Origin of the sequence: Antarcticimicrobium sp., from assembly GCF_029212575.1 — a bacterium.
GTDB lineage: Bacteria > Pseudomonadota > Alphaproteobacteria > Rhodobacterales > Rhodobacteraceae > Antarcticimicrobium.
Window position 1 is genome coordinate 1 of sequence record NZ_JARGPK010000080.1, and the last position, 17,984, is coordinate 17,984.

The 17,984-nt window shown below is 67.1% G+C and carries 20 protein-coding genes; 9 read left to right on the forward strand and 11 right to left on the reverse strand.

Features of this window, described 5'->3' with window-relative positions; genetic code table 11:
• On the forward strand, window positions 1-872 hold an 872-nt coding region (locus P1U75_RS16995), incomplete at its 5' end, for an aldehyde dehydrogenase family protein (protein ID WP_300245316.1).
• Here P1U75_RS16995 and P1U75_RS17000 read toward each other — a convergent pair.
• The 6 genes from P1U75_RS17000 to P1U75_RS17025 all read right to left on the reverse strand — a co-directional run bounded on the left by P1U75_RS17000 (window position 869) and on the right by P1U75_RS17025 (window position 6,933).
• Window positions 869-1,264, reverse strand: coding sequence for a globin domain-containing protein (locus tag P1U75_RS17000; protein ID WP_300245317.1), 396 nt, complete (start codon window positions 1,262-1,264; stop codon window positions 869-871). The two genes, P1U75_RS16995 and P1U75_RS17000, sit on opposite strands and share 4 nt — an antisense overlap.
• 183 nt (window positions 1,265-1,447) lie before the next feature.
• Window positions 1,448-1,921 (reverse strand): Hsp20 family protein, encoded by a 474-nt coding sequence (locus tag P1U75_RS17005; protein ID WP_300245318.1) that lies wholly within the window; start codon window positions 1,919-1,921, stop codon window positions 1,448-1,450.
• A gap of 145 nt (window positions 1,922-2,066) precedes the next feature.
• Window positions 2,067-2,885, reverse strand: a complete 819-nt coding sequence (locus P1U75_RS17010) for a trypsin-like peptidase domain-containing protein (protein ID WP_300245319.1) — start codon at window positions 2,883-2,885, stop codon at window positions 2,067-2,069.
• Window positions 2,886-2,985: 100 nt separating this feature from the next.
• Window positions 2,986-4,302: a glycolate oxidase subunit GlcF gene (glcF, locus tag P1U75_RS17015; protein WP_300245320.1), complete on the reverse strand. Its 1,317-nt coding sequence runs from the start codon at window positions 4,300-4,302 to the stop codon at window positions 2,986-2,988.
• Window positions 4,302-5,399, reverse strand: a complete 1,098-nt coding sequence (locus P1U75_RS17020) for an FAD-binding protein (protein WP_300245321.1) — start codon at window positions 5,397-5,399, stop codon at window positions 4,302-4,304. The genes glcF and P1U75_RS17020 overlap by 1 nt, the downstream gene beginning before the upstream one ends.
• Before the next feature lie 85 nt (window positions 5,400-5,484).
• Window positions 5,485-6,933, reverse strand: a complete 1,449-nt coding sequence (locus tag P1U75_RS17025; RefSeq protein WP_300245322.1) for an FAD-linked oxidase C-terminal domain-containing protein — start codon at window positions 6,931-6,933, stop codon at window positions 5,485-5,487.
• A gap of 80 nt (window positions 6,934-7,013) precedes the next feature.
• Here P1U75_RS17025 and P1U75_RS17030 point away from each other — a divergent pair, with 80 nt between their 5' ends.
• Both P1U75_RS17030 and P1U75_RS17035 read left to right on the forward strand, forming a co-directional pair.
• Window positions 7,014-7,724, forward strand: a complete 711-nt coding sequence (locus P1U75_RS17030) for a DUF599 domain-containing protein (RefSeq protein ID WP_300245324.1) — start codon at window positions 7,014-7,016, stop codon at window positions 7,722-7,724.
• Between the two features lie 36 nt (window positions 7,725-7,760).
• Window positions 7,761-8,123, forward strand: a complete 363-nt coding sequence (locus P1U75_RS17035; RefSeq protein ID WP_300245325.1) for a hypothetical protein — start codon at window positions 7,761-7,763, stop codon at window positions 8,121-8,123.
• A gap of 24 nt (window positions 8,124-8,147) precedes the next feature.
• Here P1U75_RS17035 and rlmH read toward each other — a convergent pair whose 3' ends face one another.
• The 3 genes from rlmH to P1U75_RS17050 all read right to left on the reverse strand — a co-directional run bounded on the left by rlmH (window position 8,148) and on the right by P1U75_RS17050 (window position 10,548).
• Complete coding sequence (gene rlmH / locus P1U75_RS17040) at window positions 8,148-8,618, reverse strand: 23S rRNA (pseudouridine(1915)-N(3))-methyltransferase RlmH (RefSeq protein ID WP_300245326.1); 471 nt, start codon at window positions 8,616-8,618, stop codon at window positions 8,148-8,150.
• A gap of 54 nt (window positions 8,619-8,672) precedes the next feature.
• Complete coding sequence (gene rsfS, locus P1U75_RS17045; RefSeq protein WP_300245428.1) at window positions 8,673-9,029, reverse strand: ribosome silencing factor; 357 nt, start codon at window positions 9,027-9,029, stop codon at window positions 8,673-8,675.
• Window positions 9,030-9,207: 178 nt separating this feature from the next.
• On the reverse strand, window positions 9,208-10,548 hold the full coding sequence (locus P1U75_RS17050) for a mechanosensitive ion channel domain-containing protein (protein WP_366915062.1): 1,341 nt from the start codon (window positions 10,546-10,548) through the stop codon (window positions 9,208-9,210).
• 85 nt (window positions 10,549-10,633) lie between these two features.
• Between P1U75_RS17050 and P1U75_RS17055 the strand changes: the two genes are divergently transcribed.
• The gene (locus P1U75_RS17055) at window positions 10,634-10,768 is read left to right on the forward strand and encodes an isopropylmalate isomerase (protein WP_300245327.1); all 135 of its coding nucleotides are present in this window, start codon (window positions 10,634-10,636) and stop codon (window positions 10,766-10,768) included.
• Between the two features lie 54 nt (window positions 10,769-10,822).
• Entirely contained in the window at window positions 10,823-12,244 is a 1,422-nt protein-coding gene (gene leuC / locus P1U75_RS17060) for a 3-isopropylmalate dehydratase large subunit (RefSeq protein ID WP_300245329.1), read from the forward strand.
• 46 nt (window positions 12,245-12,290) lie between these two features.
• Here the strand turns inward: leuC and P1U75_RS17065 are convergent, their stop codons facing one another.
• Window positions 12,291-13,220 (reverse strand): DUF6492 family protein, encoded by a 930-nt coding sequence (locus P1U75_RS17065; RefSeq protein WP_300245330.1) that lies wholly within the window; start codon window positions 13,218-13,220, stop codon window positions 12,291-12,293.
• 115 nt (window positions 13,221-13,335) lie between these two features.
• Here P1U75_RS17065 and leuD point away from each other — a divergent pair, with 115 nt between their 5' ends.
• From leuD to P1U75_RS17080, 3 genes are all read left to right on the forward strand, one after another.
• Window positions 13,336-13,941: a 3-isopropylmalate dehydratase small subunit gene (gene leuD, locus P1U75_RS17070; protein WP_300245331.1), complete on the forward strand. Its 606-nt coding sequence runs from the start codon at window positions 13,336-13,338 to the stop codon at window positions 13,939-13,941.
• A 289-nt stretch (window positions 13,942-14,230) separates the two neighbouring features.
• The gene (locus P1U75_RS17075) at window positions 14,231-15,064 is read left to right on the forward strand and encodes a hypothetical protein (RefSeq protein ID WP_300245333.1); all 834 of its coding nucleotides are present in this window, start codon (window positions 14,231-14,233) and stop codon (window positions 15,062-15,064) included.
• Window positions 15,061-16,143 carry an endonuclease/exonuclease/phosphatase family protein gene (locus P1U75_RS17080; RefSeq protein ID WP_300245335.1) on the forward strand — a complete coding sequence of 361 codons (1,083 nt, stop codon included), beginning with the start codon at window positions 15,061-15,063 and terminating at the stop codon, window positions 16,141-16,143. Before P1U75_RS17075 ends, P1U75_RS17080 begins: the two co-directional genes overlap by 4 nt.
• Here the strand turns inward: P1U75_RS17080 and P1U75_RS17085 are convergent.
• Complete coding sequence (locus tag P1U75_RS17085; protein WP_300245337.1) at window positions 16,027-16,989, reverse strand: NAD-dependent epimerase/dehydratase family protein; 963 nt, start codon at window positions 16,987-16,989, stop codon at window positions 16,027-16,029. The genes P1U75_RS17080 and P1U75_RS17085 overlap by 117 nt on opposite strands.
• Window positions 16,990-17,085: 96 nt before the next feature.
• Between P1U75_RS17085 and P1U75_RS17090 the strand changes: the two genes are divergently transcribed.
• On the forward strand, window positions 17,086-17,973 hold the full coding sequence (locus tag P1U75_RS17090) for a LysR family transcriptional regulator (protein ID WP_300245339.1): 888 nt from the start codon (window positions 17,086-17,088) through the stop codon (window positions 17,971-17,973).
• Window positions 17,974-17,984: the final 11 nt, after the last annotated feature.

Sequence of the window (17,984 nt, forward strand, 5' to 3'; positions counted from 1 at the left end):
TGCTGGCTGAACGCGCTGGCATCCCGGCAGGTGTGCTGAACATCGTCCCGTCGTCCTCGGCGTCCGAGGTCGGAAAAGAGATGTGCGAGAACCCGGCAGTCCGTAAGATCACCTTCACCGGCTCCACCGAAGTGGGCCGCATCCTGCTGCGTCAGGCGGCGGATCAGGTGATGAAATGCTCAATGGAGCTGGGCGGCAACGCACCCTTCATCGTGTTCGACGATGCCGATCTGGATGCGGCTGTCGAGGGTGCCATCATGTGCAAGTTCCGCAACAACGGCCAGACCTGCGTCTGCGCCAACCGGATCTACGTGCAGGCCGGGGTCTATGACGCCTTTGCCGAGAAGCTCAAGGTCGCGGTGGAAAAGCTGAAAGTGGGCGACGGGCTGGACGAGGGCGTGACCACCGGACCGCTGATCAATCAGGACGCCATCGACAAGGTGCTGGAGCATCTGGGCGACGTCACCGCCAAGGGCGGCGCGATCCTGACCGGCGGGCACCGGTCCAACCTCGGCGCCAATTTCTTCGAGCCCACCGTGGTCACCGGGGTCACGCAGCAGATGAAGGTCGCCAAGGAGGAAACCTTTGGCCCGCTGGCGCCGCTCTTTAAATTCGAGGACGTGGACGAGGTGATCGAGATGGCCAATGACACCATCTTCGGGCTGGCCGCCTATTTCTATGCCAAGGATCTGAGCCGCGTCTACAAGGTGGCCGAGGCGTTGGAATACGGCATCGTCGGCGTCAACACCGGCATCATCTCGACCGAAGTGGCCCCCTTCGGCGGCGTCAAGCAATCCGGGCTGGGCCGCGAAGGCAGCCACCACGGCATCGAGGAGTTCCTCGAGATGAAATACGTCTGCATGGCGGTCTAACCCGACAGGTCGATCATGCGCTGGACGAGGGTGTCGGCAACCTTTGTCCAGCGTTCGATCTGATCCGCCGCAACCTCGCCCGTGAGGCTGTTTTCCATCGCCTCGGTCAGGGCGAGGCCGGCGACCCGGAATTCGTCGGCGCTTACCCCGTGGCGGCGATGCGCGGCGACCATTTCGCGGGCAATCTCCTCCAGCGCGTCGGGCGAATCGGCGCTTTGCGCGACCCTGACGATCAGCGTGGCAAAGACGGCCTTTTGCTTGCCAAACCCGCCCATGAAAAAGGCGCGGGTTTCCGGGGCCAGCCGGAACATCGCCTGATAGAACCGATCCGCGATCCGCGCCTTGTTCTGGTAGACCAGCGGCAGCGTCTCGCGCAGGTCGCTTGATGGCATTCCGCCCCTCCGACGTCTCCTCCCCCGGATCAGTCAAGACAGAAAAACCGTAACAAATTGTAAAGGGGGCTTATCCGCCGCGCGCGCCCTGGCACGAAAATCGCCCCGCGCATGGGCGTCGGCTGGGGGGCTTGAAACGGGGGGGCGCCGGGCCGAGGCCCGGCGCGGTTTTCGGTCCGGCGATCAGTTGACCGGCTTGCTCTCGGCCTCCAACACCTCGCGGGTGGCGGGTTTGGAGGAGGCGATCTCGATCCGGCGCGGTTTCAGCGCCTCTGGCACCTCGCGCTTGAGGTCGATGTGCAGCATGCCGTTTTCATGGCTGGCGCCGGTGACGCGCACATGATCGGCCAGAGTGAAGCGGCGCTCAAAGGCGCGGGTGGCGATGCCGCGGTGCAGATAGGTGCGCCCGCCCTCGTCCTCGGCCTTGCGGGCCGCGACGACAAGCTGATGCTCCTTCACCTCGACCGAGAGGTCGGCATCGGCGAAACCGGCCACCGCAATGGAGATGCGATAGGCATCCGCGGCGGTCTTTTCGATGTTATAGGGGGGATAGCTGGGTTGGGTCATGTCATTGGCCATGACCCGGTCCATCAGATCGGCGATCTGGTCAAAGCCGACTGTGGCACGGTGCAGCGGTGCAAAATCAAATGTACGCATGTGTCGTCATCCTCATGGTTCGAGCGATTCACGAAAGGCCCTCCGGTACGGACGGGCGGGTTGGGCCCGGACCCCTGTGCGGCGATCCGGATATCGAAAATGTGGGAAACGGGACCGTGCGTTTCAAGCCCCCGCGCGGGGCGGCTCAGCCGCCGGGGCGGATGAACTTGGCGCCGGTGTCGCGCCGGGCGCGGCCGACAACGACGCGGTTGGCGTCGGGCGCCGGCGGCAGCCCGTAGCCGCGCCCGGCCTTCATGATCGCGCGCAGAAGCGCCAGCGGCTCGCCCAGTTCGGTGCCCAGCGCGACCCGGTCGCCGCGCACCTCGGCCTTGGCCGAGACCACCGAGACGATGCGCGGGGCGTCGCCGGCAAAGGAAAAGATCGGCGCCCCGGAGGAGCCGAAATCGACATCGCAGGACATCACCAGGATTCCCTCCTGCCGGGCCATGACGCCGCAGACCTCCTGCAGCGACGGCGCCTCGGCGCGGTCGCGCGCGTAGGAGACGACGCCGACCTCGTCGCCGGTGGCGGGCCGCGTGGCGGTGTCGAAGGGAATCACGGTGGTGTTGCGGATCGGGTGCTGAAGTTGCAACAGCGCCAGGTCGCGGCGGACCCGGTCGGGCGAGACCACGCTGTCAAAGATATAATCGGGGTGCACCACGGCGCGCCGCACCTGCCGATAGGCCGAGGCGCGGCCATTGCGCCAGCCGGCCAGAAACTCGATCCGGGTGGGGTCGATGCGCCGCTTGCTGGACTTGTCGTAGAGGCAATGGGCGGCGGTCAGCACCAGATCGGGGGCGATCAGCGTGCCGGTGCAGAACCCGATCCCGCCGATGTCGAGCCGCCCGACCGCCTGCCAGGCGCGGCCCGCATCCAGGCTGTCGAGCCGTTGCAGGCGCGAATCGCCGGACTGCGCCGCAAGGGGCAGAACCGCCAGGATGAAAGCCGCCAAAACCCGTTTCACATGCCCCTCCGCCTTAAACCCGCGTTGCCGAAGTCGTCGCCTCTGTCTAGCCGGGGGCTGGGGCGAAAATGCGGCGCGGGCCGGGCAATTAGACGGGCAATCAGGCGCGCAGATCCGGGATCGCGGGGTCGTGTGCGCCCAGTGCCGGGGGCTGCGGTCCGCCGGTGGCCCAGTCGAGCAACTCCACGGTGTGCACCACCGGCACGCCGGTGCCCGAGCCGATCTGCATCATGCAGCCGATGTTGCCGGCGGCGATGATGTCGGGGCTCCTGGCCTCGAGCGTGCGGATCTTGCGGGTCTTGAGCTGGGCGGAAATCTCCGGCTGCATCAGGTTGTAGGTGCCTGCCGAGCCGCAGCACAGGTGGCTGTCGGCCGGTTCCACCACGGTGAACCCGGCGCGTTTCAGCAGGGTCTTGGGGTGGGTCTTGATCTGTTGGCCGTGCTGCAGCGAGCAGGCGGCGTGATAGGCCACGGTGAGCCCCCGGTCGCCGCCCTCGGGCAGGTCGAGTTTCATCAAGACCTCGCTGACATCCATCGCCAGCCCGGCCACCCGCGCGGCATCCCCGGCCAGCGGATCGCCAGCGAACATATGGCCGTAATCCTTGACCGTGGTGCCGCAGCCCGAGGTGTTGATGACGATGGCATCCAGCCCCTCGCCGTCGATCTCCTCCGTCCAGGCGCGGATGTTGCGGGCTGCGCTGGCGTGGCTCTCATCGGATTTGCCCATGTGATGGGTGAGCGCGCCACAGCAACCCGCCCCCCTGGCCACCACCACCTCGCAGCCCAGCCGCCGCAACAGGCGGATGGTGGCATCGTTGATGTCGGTGTTCAGCGCCTTTTGCGCGCAGCCGGTCATCAGCGCCACGCGCATCTTTTTCTCGGCCTTCGGCGCGAAGCTTTGCGGGCTGTCGTTGCGGCTGACCGGCGGAATGGTTTTCGGCGCCATGTCGAGCATGGCGCGCAGCCGCGCGTCGGGGATCATCCCGCGGAACGGCTTGGCAATCTTGGCCCCCAGCAGCGCCAGCCGGAACCGCCCGGGATACGGCAGGATGCGCGCCAGCAGCCAGCGCAGGGCGCGGTCGTGCCAGGGCCGGGTATAGTTTTCCTCGATATAGGCGCGGGCATGGTCGACAAGGTGCATGTAATGCACGCCCGAGGGGCAGGTCGTCATGCAGGCCAGGCAGGACAGGCAGCGGTCGACGTGCTTGACGGTCTTGTCGTCGGGCACCTTGGCGTTTTCCAGCATGTCCTTGATCAGGTAGATGCGGCCGCGCGGGCTGTCCAGCTCGTCGCCCAGCACCTGGTAGGTGGGGCAGGTCGCGGTGCAGAACCCGCAGTGCACGCAGGCGCGCAGGATCTCGTTGGCGCGCGCGGTGCCGGGATCTTTCAGTTGCGCTTCGGTGAATTCCGTCTTCATCAGCCCATCAGCCCCGGATTGAAGATGCCCCTTGGATCGAATTTCGCGCGCAGCCCGGCCTCGATCGCCGCCAGGGGCTCCGGCTGCGGCTGGAACATGCCCAGGCGCGCCCGGGTGTCCGGCGCGGCGCGCATCAGGATGGCGTGGCCATCGTAGTCACCCGCCCGCGCGCGCAGGTCGGTGCCCTCGGGCACCCGCGCCCAGATCAGCCCGCCGCCCCAGTCGAGGAACAGCGCCTCGGCCTCCAGCCGCGCGGCAAGGTCGGGGGCCTGCGACGGCTTGCACGACAGCCGCCATACATCGCCGGGCGCGCCGTGGAACGGGGCGACATCGCGGATCGCGGTCCAGAGCGCCCCGGAGGCATCCGCCTCCACCAGTTCGCCCGCACCGAGCAGCTTGGTCAGCTCCCCCGCGCGATAGGCGACCGAGGCGGCGAATCCCTCGATCCGCAGCAAGGCCGCGCCCTGTGCCGGATCATAGGCGGCGCCGGTGACCTCGTAGGGCGCGCCCAGCGCCGCCGACAGCAGGCGCACCGCCGCCCCGGCATCCGCGGCCGCGATGCGCAGGGTCGCCTCGGTCTCGGGACGCGGCAGCACCTTGAAGGAGACCTCCGACAGCACCCCCAGGGTGCCCCAGCTTCCGGCCATCAGCTTCACCAGGTCATAGCCGGTGACGTTCTTCATCACCCGGCCACCGTTCTTGATCGCCCGGCCCATGCCATCGACGTAGCGCACGCCGAGCAGGAAATCGCGCGCCGCGCCCGCCTGCACCCGGCGCGGACCGGCGGTATTGGTTGCGAAGACCCCGCCGATGGTGGGCGTCCCGTCGGTGCCCAGCAGCGTGCGATAATCCATCGGTTCGAAAGCAAGACGCTGGTTCTCGGCGGCCAGCGCCGCCTCGACCTCGGCCAGCGGCGCGCCGGCCTGCGCCACCATGGTCAGCGCGCCGGGCTCATAGAGGCTGATGCCGCTGAGGCCGGAAACGCTGAGCGTCATGCCCGCCTGCCCGGTCAGCCTTGTGCCGCCGCCACGGATGGCCAGTGGCCCGTCGGCCTGCCGGACGGCCTCGCCCAGCTCTTTTTCTGTCACAGGTTTCAACATCGCCGTCCTGTCAAATCTCGTCTTTTTTTGGCTCTAACTATTCCGGGGGAGTCGCGGCTTGCCGCGATGGGGGCAGCGCCCCTTACTCGGCGGCCATCGGCCGGGCGCGCCGAGTCTCGGTCAGCGCCAGCGGGAACACCTTGGCCGGGTTCAGCAGCCAGGCGGGGTCGAACACGTCCTTGACCGCCAGTTGCGCCTCCAGATCCTCGGGCGCGTACTGGTGCAGCATCAGGTCGCGTTTCTCGACGCCCACACCATGCTCACCGGTCAGGCAACCGCCAGCCTCGACACACAGCTTGAGGATCTCGGCGCCAAAGGCCTCGCAGGTTTCCAGATCGCCGGGCTTGTTGGCGTCGAACAGGATCAGCGGGTGCATGTTGCCGTCGCCGGCGTGGAACACATTGGCGACATCGAGGCCGAAGTCCTTGGACATCTCGCCGATACGGCGCAGCACCATCGGCAGGGCGGAAACCGGGATGGTGCCGTCGAGGCACATGTAATCGTTGATCTGCCCCATGGCGCCGAAGGCCGACTTGCGGCCCAGCCAGATGCGGCCGGCCTCGTCCTCGTCCGCCGCCTCGCGCAGTTCAACCGGATCGTGGCGCCGCGCGATCTGCTTGATCAGGCCCAGTTGGTGGTCGATCTCGGGATCCGATCCCTCGACCTCGATGATCAACAGCGCCTCGCAATCGGGATAGCCGGCATGGGCAAAGGCCTCGGTGGCGCGGATGCAGGGGCGGTCCATGAACTCGATCGCAACCGGCAGCACGCCGGCCTTGATGATGTCGGAGACGCAGGCGCCGGCCACCTCGGAATCGTCGAAGCCGATCAGCACCGGGCGGGCGCCCTCGGGTTTGCGCAGGATGCGCAGCGTCGCCTCAGTCACCACGCCCAGCTGCCCCTCAGAGCCGCAGATCAGCCCGAGCAGGTCGAGCCCCGCCGCATCCAGATGCGCGCCGCCGATCTCCGTCACGGTGCCGTCCATCTGCACCAGGGTGACGCCGAGCAGGTTGTTGGTGGTCACCCCGTATTTCAGGCAATGGGCGCCGCCGGAGTTCATCGCGATATTGCCCGCGATGGCGCAGGCGAGCTGGCTGGAGGGGTCGGGGGCGTAGAAGAACCCCTCCTCCTCGACCGCGCCGGTGACGGAGAGGTTGGTGCGCCCGGTCTGCACCTTGATGATGCGGTTGTCGTAGTCGGTTTCCAGCACGTCGTTCATCCGGGCCACGCCCAGAATCACGCTGTCGGCGGTGGGCAGCGCGCCGCCCGCCAGCGATGTGCCCGAGCCGCGCGGCACCACCGGTACACCGTCTTCGTGGCAGATCCGCAGCACGTCGGAGACCTCTTGCGTACTGGCAGGCAGAACCGCCAGCATCGGCGCGCATTTGTAGGCGGTCAGCGCGTCGCATTCATAGGCGCGGGTCTCCGCCGGATCCTGGATCAGCGCATCCGGCGGCAAGAGCTGCGACAGGCGCGCGACCAGCCGCGACTTGCGCGCCAATATACCGGCGTCGGGTTGTGGCATCTGCATCGGGAGGCCTCCTTTTGGTAAGTTAATATTACCAATTTGACCTGCTGACAAGGAGAATAGATCGAGCCTAGGGTGAGCGCATGAGCTGGATCGACCGATTGTACATGTTCTCGCCGCTGGATTACAGCGCGCTGGCCCTGCTGGTGCTGGGCTGGGCCGGAATCGGCTGGTGGGTCGAAAACCCGCCGCAGGGGCGCCCCTCGGTCGCGCGGATCATGAACGATTATCGTCGCGACTGGATGCGCCACATGGTGACCCGGCAGCCGCGCATTTTCGATTCCAGCCTGATCGGCAACCTGCGGCAGAGCACGGCGTTTTTCGCCTCGGCCACGATGATCGCGCTCGGCGGCGGCCTTGCGCTGATCCGGAACCCGGACCCGGTCGCGGATCTGGCCAGCGATCTGGCGCTGGGTGCGCAGCCCGACGTGGTCTGGGAGATCAAGCTGCTGGTTATGCTGCTGTTCCTGACCAGCGCCTTCCTCAAGTTCGTCTGGGCCAACCGCCTGTTCGGCTATTGCTCGGTGGTGATGGGGGCGGTCCCCAACGAGGTCGAGGACCCGCAGGCGCTGGTGCGCGCGGCGCAGGCGGCCGAGCTCAACATCACCGCCGCGCGCAGTTTCAACCGCGGGCTCAGGACGACCTATTTCGGGCTGGCCTCGGCAGCCTGGCTGCTGGGGGCCGGGGCGCTGGTGGCGGCGGTGCTGCTGACGCTGGCGATGGTGTACCGGCGCGAGTTCGGCTCTTCCTCGCGCGAGGTCCTGCTGAAGGCGCCGCCGGACACGCGGACGTGAGTGTTGCGCCTTCGGTCTGGCGGATAGGCTGCCGCCATGAGACTCCTGACTTTCTCCTCGCTGGCGCTCTGCGCCCTTGCCGCCCTGCCCCTTCGCGCCGAGCCGCCGGTGATCGAGGCGGTCCACGCCCAGCGCAACGGCGAAACCTGGCGATTCGACGTCACCCTGTCCCACCCCGACACCGGCTGGGATCATTACGCCGATGGCTGGCGGGTGCTGGACATGGCCGGAAACGTCCTGGGCCTGCGGGTGCTGGCGCATCCGCACGCGCAAGAGCAACCGTTCACCCGATCGCTCTCCGGCGTGAAGATCCCCAAGGGAACCCCACAGGTGCAGGTGCAGGCGCGCTGCCTGGTGGATGGCTGGAACGCTGGGACCACGGTGATCTCGCTGCCCTGATCCGAGGCCCTCAAGCCCATCGAATCAGGCCCGGTGATAGGGAGAGCCGGCCAGGATGGTGGCGGCGCGGTAGAGCTGCTCGGCGACCATCACGCGGGCCAGCATGTGCGGCCAGACCATCTTGCCGAAGGAGAGGCTGAAATCGGCCTCGGCGCGCAGCCCCGGGTCGATGCCGTCGGCGCCGCCGATGACAATGGCCAGATCGCCGCGGCCCTGGTCGCGCCAGCCGGCGAGCTTCCCCGCGAAATCGGGCGAAGAGATCTGCGCCCCGCGTTCATCCAGCGTGCAGATCACCGCACCCCCGGGCAGCGCCCGGCGCAGGAGCGCGCCCTCGGCGACCATTCCCGCGTTCTTGCGGTCGCCCACCTCCAACACCTCAGCCGGTCCGAGGCCCAGCGCGCGCCCGGTGCGGTCGAAGCGTTTCAGGTAATCGTCGATCAGGGTTTTCTCGGGCCCGGCGCGCAGGCGCCCGACCGCGCAAATCCGGATGCGCATTCAAGGTCCGTTTCCCGGCCCGCGGGGGCGGGCCGACGCCGTCTCGGGCGGATCTCAGGCGGTGGCGGCGCCCTGCGGCAGCCACATCTTTTCCAGCTGGTAGAACTCGCGCACTTCCGGACGGAAGAGATGCACGATCACGTCGCCGGTGTCGATCAGCACCCAGTCGCCGGTGTCCTTGCCTTCGACCTTGGCAATGACGCCGAACTCCTGCTTGAGCCGGTCGACCAGTTTCTCAGCCATCGCCGAGACCTGCCGCGAGGATCGGCCCGAGGCGATCACCATGTAATCGCCAATGGCTGTGCGGCCGCGCAGGTCGATCTGCACGAGCTCTTCGGCCTTGTCGGAGTCCAGAGAGGAAAGAATGCGCGCCAGCAGCGCTTCGCTGCTCGGCAGAGTCTGGGCCGCCATCATACCGGCCCGGTCATCAGCGGGCATCGCCGCTTCTGCGTGGGGTGACAGGACATTGTCCTCCTTCGTGGGCGCCGGCCTGACCCCCGGCGCGGGGTAGTTTGAAGGTAGCAAGCCGCAGGTGACATTTCAATGAATCGTGGGCCTGAGGGGCCGCGAGTGGCGCCAATTGGCCACGTCAGCCGTTTTCCGTGCTGTTTCCGGCGCGCGCGGGGTCGTTGAGGTGGCGCACCTCGCGCTGCGGGAAGGGGATGGAAATGCCGTTCTCCTGGAACGCGTCCCAGAGCGCGAGGAACACGTTGCCCTTGATGTTGGTCAGCCCGTCGGACGGATCGGTGATCCAGAACCGCAGGATGTAATCGACGCTGCTGTCGCCGAATCCTGTGATGTGACAGACTGGCGGATTCGGCTGGCTGAGCACGCGGCTGACCTTTTTCGCCGCTGCCACCGCCACCGCGCGCACCTTGTGCGGGTCGTCGCCATAAGAGGTGCCGAAATGGATGTCGAGGCGGACGAACTTGTTGGTATAGGACCAGTTGACCACCTGGCTGGTGATCAGATCCTCGTTCGGGATCAGGTATTCCTTGCCGTCGCGGGTGACCACCGAGACATAGCGCGCGCCCAGCGAATCGATCCAGCCGAAGGTTTCGCCCAGGCTGATCACGTCGCCCGGCTTGATCGAGCGGTCGAGCAGGATGATGATGCCCGAGACCAGGTTGGAGACCACCTTTTGCAGCCCGAAGCCGATGCCGACGCCCACCGCGCCGGACAGCAGAGCCAGCCCGGTCAGATCGAAGCCCAGCGCGCGAATGCCGGTGATGACCACGAAGCCATAGACCACGACCTGCACCGCCTTGATCGCCAGCACCCGCATCGAGGGGGACATGTCCTCGTTGCCCTGCAGGCTGCGGGTGGCGGTCTGGGTCAGCAGCCGCGCCAGAAGCAGCAGCGCCACGATCATCAGCAGCGCCTTGAGCATGGTCAGGACCGAGAGGCTGAGGCTGCCGACGCCCAGCACGAGGGAATCGAGAAAGGCCAGCGTGCCGTCAAGCACCTCCAGCGCGAAGAGCGTGGCATAGATCCAGGCGCCCCAGGTCAGCAGCCGGCGAAGGGTGCGGTTCTGCACGAAGCGCGACAGCATCGCGATGACCAGCCAGGCGGTGGCCAGGGTGGCCGCGATCCCGATCAGGTAGCTGCGCGAGGGCCAGGTGACCTGCTGCATCACCAGATAGACCGCCCAGGCCCCGAGGGCGAAATAGATCAGCCCCAGCCGCTGGCGGATCTGCACCATCATCCGAAGCCGCCATTTCGGCCAGCCGTCACGGTCCCTTGTCCAGCCCTGCACCCGCGCCTCGGTCAGCAGGCGCAGCAGCCAGGCCAGCGCGATCAGCCCGAGAACGATCAGGATCTGGTTCTGCCGCCAGCCCGGCGTCAGGAACATCTGAACCAGGTCGCCGCCCTTGTCCAACAACGCTGTCAGATGCTCGGCAAGGCCCGGGACGTCGGTGTTCTCTTCCATGCGCTGCGCTCCTTGTCTGGCAGGTTGGAACGGATTGGCGGGGCTGGCAAGCTGCCCCGATCGCGCGGGCCGGCGGTTTCGCACCTTGATCGAAACCCGCGGCGGCTGTATCTGGGACAGCATGACACCGGAATTCGCCCCCTGTTTCGATCTTCAGGACCGCGCGCGGCTGCGCGAACGGTTCTTCGGGGCTGCCCGCACCGTTCTGGCCCGGCTATAATCCGGCCCCGCCAGCCCACGCACGCCATTTCCATGCAAGAACGGGAGAGGACAGATGTCCCCCAAGACCCTTTATGACAAAATCTGGGATGCCCACCTGGTCGACGCGACCGAGGACGGAACCAGCCTTCTTTATATCGACCGCCACCTGGTGCACGAGGTGACCAGCCCGCAGGCCTTCGAGGGGCTGCGCATGGCTGGGCGCGGCGTGCATGCGCCGGACAAGACCATCGCGGTGCCGGACCACAACGTGCCGACCACGCCCGACCGCGAGAAGGGCATCGAGAACGAGGAAAGCCGCATCCAGGTCGAGGCGCTGGACAAGAACGCGCGCGAGTTCGGCGTCAACTATTACCCGGTGGACGACATCCGCCAGGGCATCGTGCATATCGTCGGACCGGAACAGGGCTGGACCCTGCCGGGGATGACGGTGGTTTGCGGTGACAGCCACACCGCCACCCACGGCGCCTTCGGCGCGCTGGCGCATGGCATCGGCACCTCGGAGGTGGAGCATGTGCTGGCCACCCAGACCCTGATCCAGACCAGATCGAAGAACATGAAGGTCGAGATCACCGGCGAGTTGCACCCGGGCGTCACCGCCAAGGACATCACCCTGAGCGTGATCGGCAAGACCGGCACCGCCGGCGGCACCGGCCACGTGATCGAGTATTGCGGCGAGGCGATCCGCAAGCTGAGCATGGAAGGGCGGATGACCGTCTGCAACATGGCGATCGAGGGCGGCGCACGCGCCGGGCTGATTGCGCCGGACGAGACCACCTTTGACTACATCAAGGGCCGCCCGCACGCGCCCAAGGGCGCCCAGTGGGAGGCCGCGCTGGCGTGGTGGAAGACGCTTTATTCCGATGACGACGCCCATTGGGACAAGGTGATCACGCTGGACGCGGACGAGATCGCGCCGGTGGTGACCTGGGGCACCAGCCCCGAGGATGTGCTGCCGATCACCGGCACCGTGCCAAACCCCGAGGATTTCACCGGCGGCAAGGTCGAGGCGGTCAAGCGCGCGCTCGATTACATGGGGCTGACCCCGGGCCAGAAGCTGGCCGACATCGAGATCGACACTGTCTTTATCGGGTCGTGCACCAACGGCCGGATCGAGGATCTGCGCGCCGTCGCGGAGATCGTGAAGGGCAAGAAGATCAAGGAGGGCATCCGCGCCATGATCGTTCCCGGCTCGGGCCTTGTCCGCGCCCAGGCCGAGGAAGAGGGGCTGGCCGAGATCTTCAAGGACGCCGGCTTCGAATGGCGCCTGGCGGGCTGCTCCATGTGCCTGGCGATGAACCCCGACCAGCTTTCCCCCGGCGAGCGCTGCGCGGCGACCTCGAACCGCAATTTCGAGGGCCGGCAGGGCCGCGGCGGGCGCACCCACCTGCTGAGCCCGGCAATGGCCGCCGCCGCCGCGCTGACCGGTCGGCTGACGGACGTGCGCGAGCTGATGGCCGAATCGGAACCGGCCTGAGGCGATGCCCGCCGTTTCGCATGATCCGGCGCCTGCCGCGCCGGGATCAGACCGCCGCGCCGGAGAACATCCGCGAGGCGGCCTCGAAGGACTGCGCGCGCTCCGCGACCGGGAAGCCATGGGTGGACTGCACCGCCATGGCGCAATTCTTCGGCGTCATCCGCGCGACCTGGGTCTTGAAATCGAAAGCAGCGTTTGCGGTCTCCGGCCAGAACGAGTTGCAGAAGGAGTGGGTCTCGGCGGCAAGTCCGCGGTTTTGCGCCACCAGATCGGCGTAGATCCCGTAGATGAAATACTCCGAGATCGTCCCGTGCCGCAAAAGCACCTCGTGATAGGGGCGGCCGTGCGCCGCCTCGATCCGGGCGACCATCCCGCGCGCGGTTTCGCTGCTCCACAGAACGCAGTTGTCGATGTAATGGGTGGCGAAATCCGCCGGCACTTCGATGCCGAGACAGTCGGCCGCCGCCTCGATCCACGCCCGGTGCGCGGCGATGGGCTGCTGGCCCGGCACGTGAAAAAACCGGACCCGGCCCTGGGCGTCGACGGCATCGCGGGCCGACAGGCGGCGCACGAAGAAGACGTCGCTGTCCACATGCATGACCGCGCGCGCGGGACTGTGTCGGGCGAACTCGATCTTCAGGATCTGCTGGATCATCCAGCCGCGCATAAGGGACAGGCGGGGCGTCAGGTAAAGTGGACGCCGCAAGGCGCCGCTGAGGAAAGACAGCGCGGACAGACGGCGCGGCAGCGCGAACAGCCGCATCGGCAGCACGCTTTCCTGCGCGACGATCCGGCGCCGGTCCGAGGCGTATTGCGCAAAGGCGGCACAATCTGCCGCCGGGACGATGACAGTATGGCGGATGTCCGGGTCGACGTGGCGGTCGACGGAGCGCGCCAGCACATCGAAGATTTCGATGTCGCGCGCCATCGAGCAGGTCAGCAGGCCCAGCCCATCGGCGGGGACGTCGTCGGGCATCTGAGATCCCTTCCCTTGTATCCGGCCGCAGCATTGAAAATGGCCGGGCACAAATCAACCCATCATCACAAGGATCGCCGCGCCGATGCGCGCGGCTGAGCATCGAGGACACCCCATGGACAAATTCACCAAGATCACCGGCGTCGCCGCCCCCCTGCCCCTGATCAATATCGATACCGACATGATCATCCCCAAGCAGTTCCTGAAAACCATCAAGCGGTCGGGGCTGGGCGTGAACCTGTTCGACGAGATGCGCTACCTCGACGACGGCAGCGAGAACCCCGACTTCGTGCTGAACAAGCCGGCCTATCGTAAGGCCGAGGTCCTGGTCGCGGGCGACAATTTCGGCTGCGGCTCGTCGCGCGAACACGCCCCCTGGGCGATCAAGGATTTCGGCATCCGCTGCGTGATCGCGCCCAGCTTTGCCGACATCTTCTTCAACAACTGCTTCAAGAACGGCATCCTGCCGATCGCCCTGCCGCAAGAGCAGGTCGACGTGCTGATGAAGGACGCGGAAAAGGGCGAGAACGCCCGCATGACCGTGGACCTGGAGGCGCAGACCGTGACCACCTCGGACGGCGAGGTGTTTTCCTTCGAGGTCGATGCCTTCAAGAAACACTGCCTGCTCGAGGGGCTGGACGACATCGCCCTGACGCTGGAAAAAACCCCGGCGATCGAAAGCTTCGAGGCCAGGGCCGAGATGGAACGCCCCTGGGTCTGAGCCCGGCGTGATGGCCTGCGGCCGCCCGAGCAGCCGCGCAAGACCGGTACAAGATATGGTGTCCGCCCCGCTTTCGGGGCGGATTTTCGTGGTGCATTGATGCAAACGCGCACCAGTTTCTCCATGTTTTTGCCGTAAATTCAGTCTTTTGTGAGAGGGCAGCTTGAGCCCGTGGCTGAAAGTCGGCACAAATATGTCCTAATTGAGGCAAGCCGTCCTTCGGGGCGGGGTCAAGTTGGAACAAAGGCGCGGCATCGTATCGCCCTGTCCAGGTTGAAGGGATCGAACAGTGTTTGCACGCTTCGCTGGCGCGGCCTTGCGGGCAGTCCTGGTGGCTGTCGTCTTGGCGATTCCGTCGCTCTTGCTGCCGGCTTCGGCGGCGGGCGGACCCGAGATCGTGACACTTCTGGCGCTGGTCGCCGGGCTGCTGACCTTTGCCGAATACAGCTCCAACTATCCCAGCATCGTCGAGTTCCGCGATGCGCCGCCGCTGAACCGGATGCGTTTTGCCGCCCTGACGGCGATGGTTCTGGCGCTGACGCTGATCGCCAAGCACGCGGTGGAGCCGACCAACCTGACGGCGCTGTTCGCCGGTCTGGGCCGGCTGATCGGCGGGCTGACCGATTTTCCTTATTCGCCGGTGCGGCTGGCGGTTTTGATGCTGCCCGCCTCGGCGCCGCCCGAATTGCTGGATGCGGTGCGGATCGCCGCCGGCGTGACCTATGCGATCGCGCTGACCGCCGTTGTAACCTTTGTGTTTGCGGTGCGCGTCCTGGGCTGGCCGGTCGGCAACGGGTCTTTCAACGTGTGGATCAACCTGCCGCTGTTCGACCCGACCGCGGGCGGCGACGTGGTGCACCGGCTGCAGCGTGACGGGCAGATCAACATGGTGCTCGGGGCGCTGCTACCCTTTGCCATCCCGGCGCTGGTCAAGCTGGGGTCGGACCTGATCCGGCCCGACGTTCTGCAGGATCCCCAGACCCTGATCTGGGCGATGAGCGCCTGGGCCTTCCTTCCGGCCAGCATGGTGATGCGCGGAGTGGCGCTGTTGCGGATCGCGGTGCTGATCGAAGAAAAACGCCGCCGATCCTATGCCGATACCGAGGCCGTGCAGACCGCATGAGCCGGGCCACCGCCCTTTTCATTCTCCTTTTGTGCGGCCTCTGCGCACCGGGTCACGCCGAGCCCCTGCGGATTGCCAGCTTCAATGCCGAGTTGCAGCGGCAGGGGCCGGGGCTTTTGCTGCGCGACATCGAGCGGGGCGAGGATGCGCAGGTCATCGCCGTGGTCGAGGTGATCGCGCGCTCCGGGGCCGATATCCTGGCGCTGCAGGGTTTCGACTGGGATCACGAGGGGCGCGCGCTGACGGCGCTGGCCGCAAGGCTGGAGGCCGCCGGGGCGCCCTACCCGCACCGCCTGGCGCTGCGGCCCAACAGTGGGCTCGCCTCGGGTCTGGATCTGGACGGCGACGGGACGCTTGGCGGCCCGGGCGATGCGCAGGGGTACGGGGCGTTCACCGGCCAGGGCGGGATCGCGGTGCTGTCGCGGTTCCCGATCCTGCGCGACGGGGTTCGGGATTTCAGCGGGTTGCTCTGGCGCGACCTGCCCGGCGCGCTGCTGCCGGTTCATCCCGACGGATCACCGTTCCCCTCGCCTGAGGCGCTCGCGGAGCAACGGCTGTTCTCCACAGGCCATTGGGTGGTGCCGATCGACGCGCCGGGCGGGGTGGTGACGCTGTTGACCTTCCAGGCCGGACCGCCGGTGTTCGACGGGGCCGAGGACCGCAACGGGCGGCGCAACCACGACGAAATCACCTTCTGGCTCCGATTTCTCGACGGGGCCTTCGGCGCCGCGCCACAGGCGGGGTTCGTGATCGCGGGCGGCGCCAATCTCGATCCCAGCGACGGTGCCGGGCGGCACGCGGCGATTCGTGCTCTGCTGGACGACCCGCGCCTGACGGACCCGCGCCCGGCCAGTGAAGGCGCGGCGCGGGCCGGGGATCAAACCCACGCCGGGCCCGACCGCCTTGATACCGTGGACTGGGACGGGCCGGGGCGGCTGCGGGTGGATTACGTGCTGCCCTCGTCAGACTGGACGGTCGAGGGCGCCGGCGTGGTCTGGCCCGGTCCCGGAGACCCCGGCCGTGCCGCCGCCCTGCGCGCCAGCCGTCACCGGCTGGTCTGGGTGGATCTCGGGCGGTAGCCCGGCCAGCATCACCTCGCGCGGATCACTGGGCTCGAACCCCGGCAGCAGGCGGTGAAACTTTTTCCCCGACAGCCGGTGCGGCATGTCCCAGAGATAGCGCATCTCGCACAGTTCCCGCGCCAGTTCCCAGACCGGCGACGCGAGGCGCATCATCCACCACGGGAACCGCGACAGGCGCAGCGGGCGGTGCAGCTCGACCTCCAGCCGCGCACGCAGTTCGTTGACGGAAAAGCTGTGGCCGGGAAAGGGGACATCCTCGAAATCCGCAAGACTGTCGCGCATTTCGACCAGCGACACCACCGCGCGCGCCCAGTCGGGCATATAGGCATAGGGCTGCATCGCATCCGGGTCGCCCATCGCCTGGATGCGGCCGCGCTTTGCGCCGCCGAGCAGCAGCATGCTCATCACGTCGCCGTTGCGCTCGGGGTCGATGAAGTTGCCGGCCCGCAGGATCAGGGTCTGCACGCCGCTGTCGCGATAGGCGCGCTCCATCTCGACCCGGATCCTGCCCTTGCGCGAACAGGGGGTCTGGGGCGTATCCTCGTCGATATCGTGCAAAACGCGCCCGAAATTGTACACATTGCCCGGGATCACCACCATCGCGCCCGAGGCACGGGCGGCGGCGATGACCTGTGCGGTGATCTTGGGGATGATCCCGGCCCAGTCGTGGTAATTGGGCGGGTTCAGCCCGTTGACGATCACGTCGCAGCCCAGGGCGGCCTTTGTCATGTCGTCGCGGGACCGGTCGAAGAGGCGGACCTGCCAGCCGGCCTTCCGGAAGGCGGCGGCGGAATGGCGGCCGATCTTGCCGGACCCGCCGAGGATGAGAACAGTCTTGGTCATGGGATCGCTCCTTTGCTTGTGCATCTGACAGGAAGATGAGCGAAACATATTCGTTTTGAAATTGCCCAGGATTGACGACATGATATTCATTATTGAATGACAGAATCGCTCGACTGGACCCTGTTGCAAAGCTTCGCCGCCGTGGCGGAGACCGGATCGCTTTCGGCTGCGGCCCGCAAGCTGGGCCAAAGCCAGCCCACCCTCGGACGTCACATCCGGGCGTTGGAGGCGGCGCTGGGGGTCGAGTTGTTCACCCGTGGGCCGAAGGGGCTGATCCCGACCGAGGCGGCGCGCGGGCTGATCGGGCCGGCAGAGCAGATGCGCGCCGCCGCCGCCCGGCTGCGGCTTGCCGCCGAGGGGCAGGATGCGGGGCTGGCCGGAACGGTGCGGGTGACCGCGTCAAGCGTGGTGTCGCATTTCATCCTGCCGCCGATCCTCGCCGCGATCCGGCGCGCGCACCCGGAAATCCAGATCGAACTGGTGCCTTCGGACAGTTCGGAGAACCTGCTGTTCCGCGAGGCCGATATCGCCCTGCGGATGTACCGGCCGACGCAGCTGGACCTGGTGGCGGCCCATGTCACCGATCTGGAGATGGGCCTTTATGCCGCCACCGGGTTGCTTGACCGGGTCGGGCGGCCGCGCACGGTCGAGGATCTGCTGAAGCTCGACTTCGTCGGCTTCGACGCCAGCGACACGATCATCCGCTTCATGCGCGAGGCCGGGCTGGAGGTGGGGCGCACGTTCTTTGCCGTGCGCTGCGACGATCAGGCGGCCTATTGGCAACTGGTGCGGGCCGGATGCGGCATCGGCGGCATGCAGGCGGTGATCGGGGATGCCGAGCCGGGGGTTGAACGGGTGCTGCCCAGACTGGATCTGCCGAGGCTGCCGGTCTGGCTGGCCGCACCCACCGCGCTGCGCCACACCCCGCGCATCCGGCTGGTCTGGGACCGGCTGGCCGAGGCGCTGCGGCACATGCAGCGATAGCCGCTTCTGCC

Coding starts and splice junctions, on each gene's coding strand:
- leuC (WP_300245329.1), top strand. CDS start 10,823: ATGTCCCCCAAGACCCTTTATGACAAAATCTGGGATGCCCACCTGGTC.
- glcF (WP_300245320.1), bottom strand. CDS start 4,302: ATGAAGACGGAATTCACCGAAGCGCAACTGAAAGATCCCGGCACCGCG.
- rlmH (WP_300245326.1), bottom strand. CDS start 8,618: ATGCGCATCCGGATTTGCGCGGTCGGGCGCCTGCGCGCCGGGCCCGAG.
- P1U75_RS17035 (WP_300245325.1), top strand. CDS start 7,761: ATGAGACTCCTGACTTTCTCCTCGCTGGCGCTCTGCGCCCTTGCCGCC.
- P1U75_RS17025 (WP_300245322.1), bottom strand. CDS start 6,933: ATGCAGATGCCACAACCCGACGCCGGTATATTGGCGCGCAAGTCGCGG.
- rsfS (WP_300245428.1), bottom strand. CDS start 9,029: ATGGCGGCCCAGACTCTGCCGAGCAGCGAAGCGCTGCTGGCGCGCATT.
- P1U75_RS17085 (WP_300245337.1), bottom strand. CDS start 16,989: ATGACCAAGACTGTTCTCATCCTCGGCGGGTCCGGCAAGATCGGCCGC.
- P1U75_RS17005 (WP_300245318.1), bottom strand. CDS start 1,921: ATGCGTACATTTGATTTTGCACCGCTGCACCGTGCCACAGTCGGCTTT.
- P1U75_RS17080 (WP_300245335.1), top strand. CDS start 15,061: ATGAGCCGGGCCACCGCCCTTTTCATTCTCCTTTTGTGCGGCCTCTGC.
- P1U75_RS17090 (WP_300245339.1), top strand. CDS start 17,086: ATGACAGAATCGCTCGACTGGACCCTGTTGCAAAGCTTCGCCGCCGTG.
- P1U75_RS17065 (WP_300245330.1), bottom strand. CDS start 13,220: ATGCCCGACGACGTCCCCGCCGATGGGCTGGGCCTGCTGACCTGCTCG.
- P1U75_RS17000 (WP_300245317.1), bottom strand. CDS start 1,264: ATGCCATCAAGCGACCTGCGCGAGACGCTGCCGCTGGTCTACCAGAAC.
- leuD (WP_300245331.1), top strand. CDS start 13,336: ATGGACAAATTCACCAAGATCACCGGCGTCGCCGCCCCCCTGCCCCTG.
- P1U75_RS17030 (WP_300245324.1), top strand. CDS start 7,014: ATGAGCTGGATCGACCGATTGTACATGTTCTCGCCGCTGGATTACAGC.
- P1U75_RS17050 (WP_366915062.1), bottom strand. CDS start 10,548: ATGGAAGAGAACACCGACGTCCCGGGCCTTGCCGAGCATCTGACAGCG.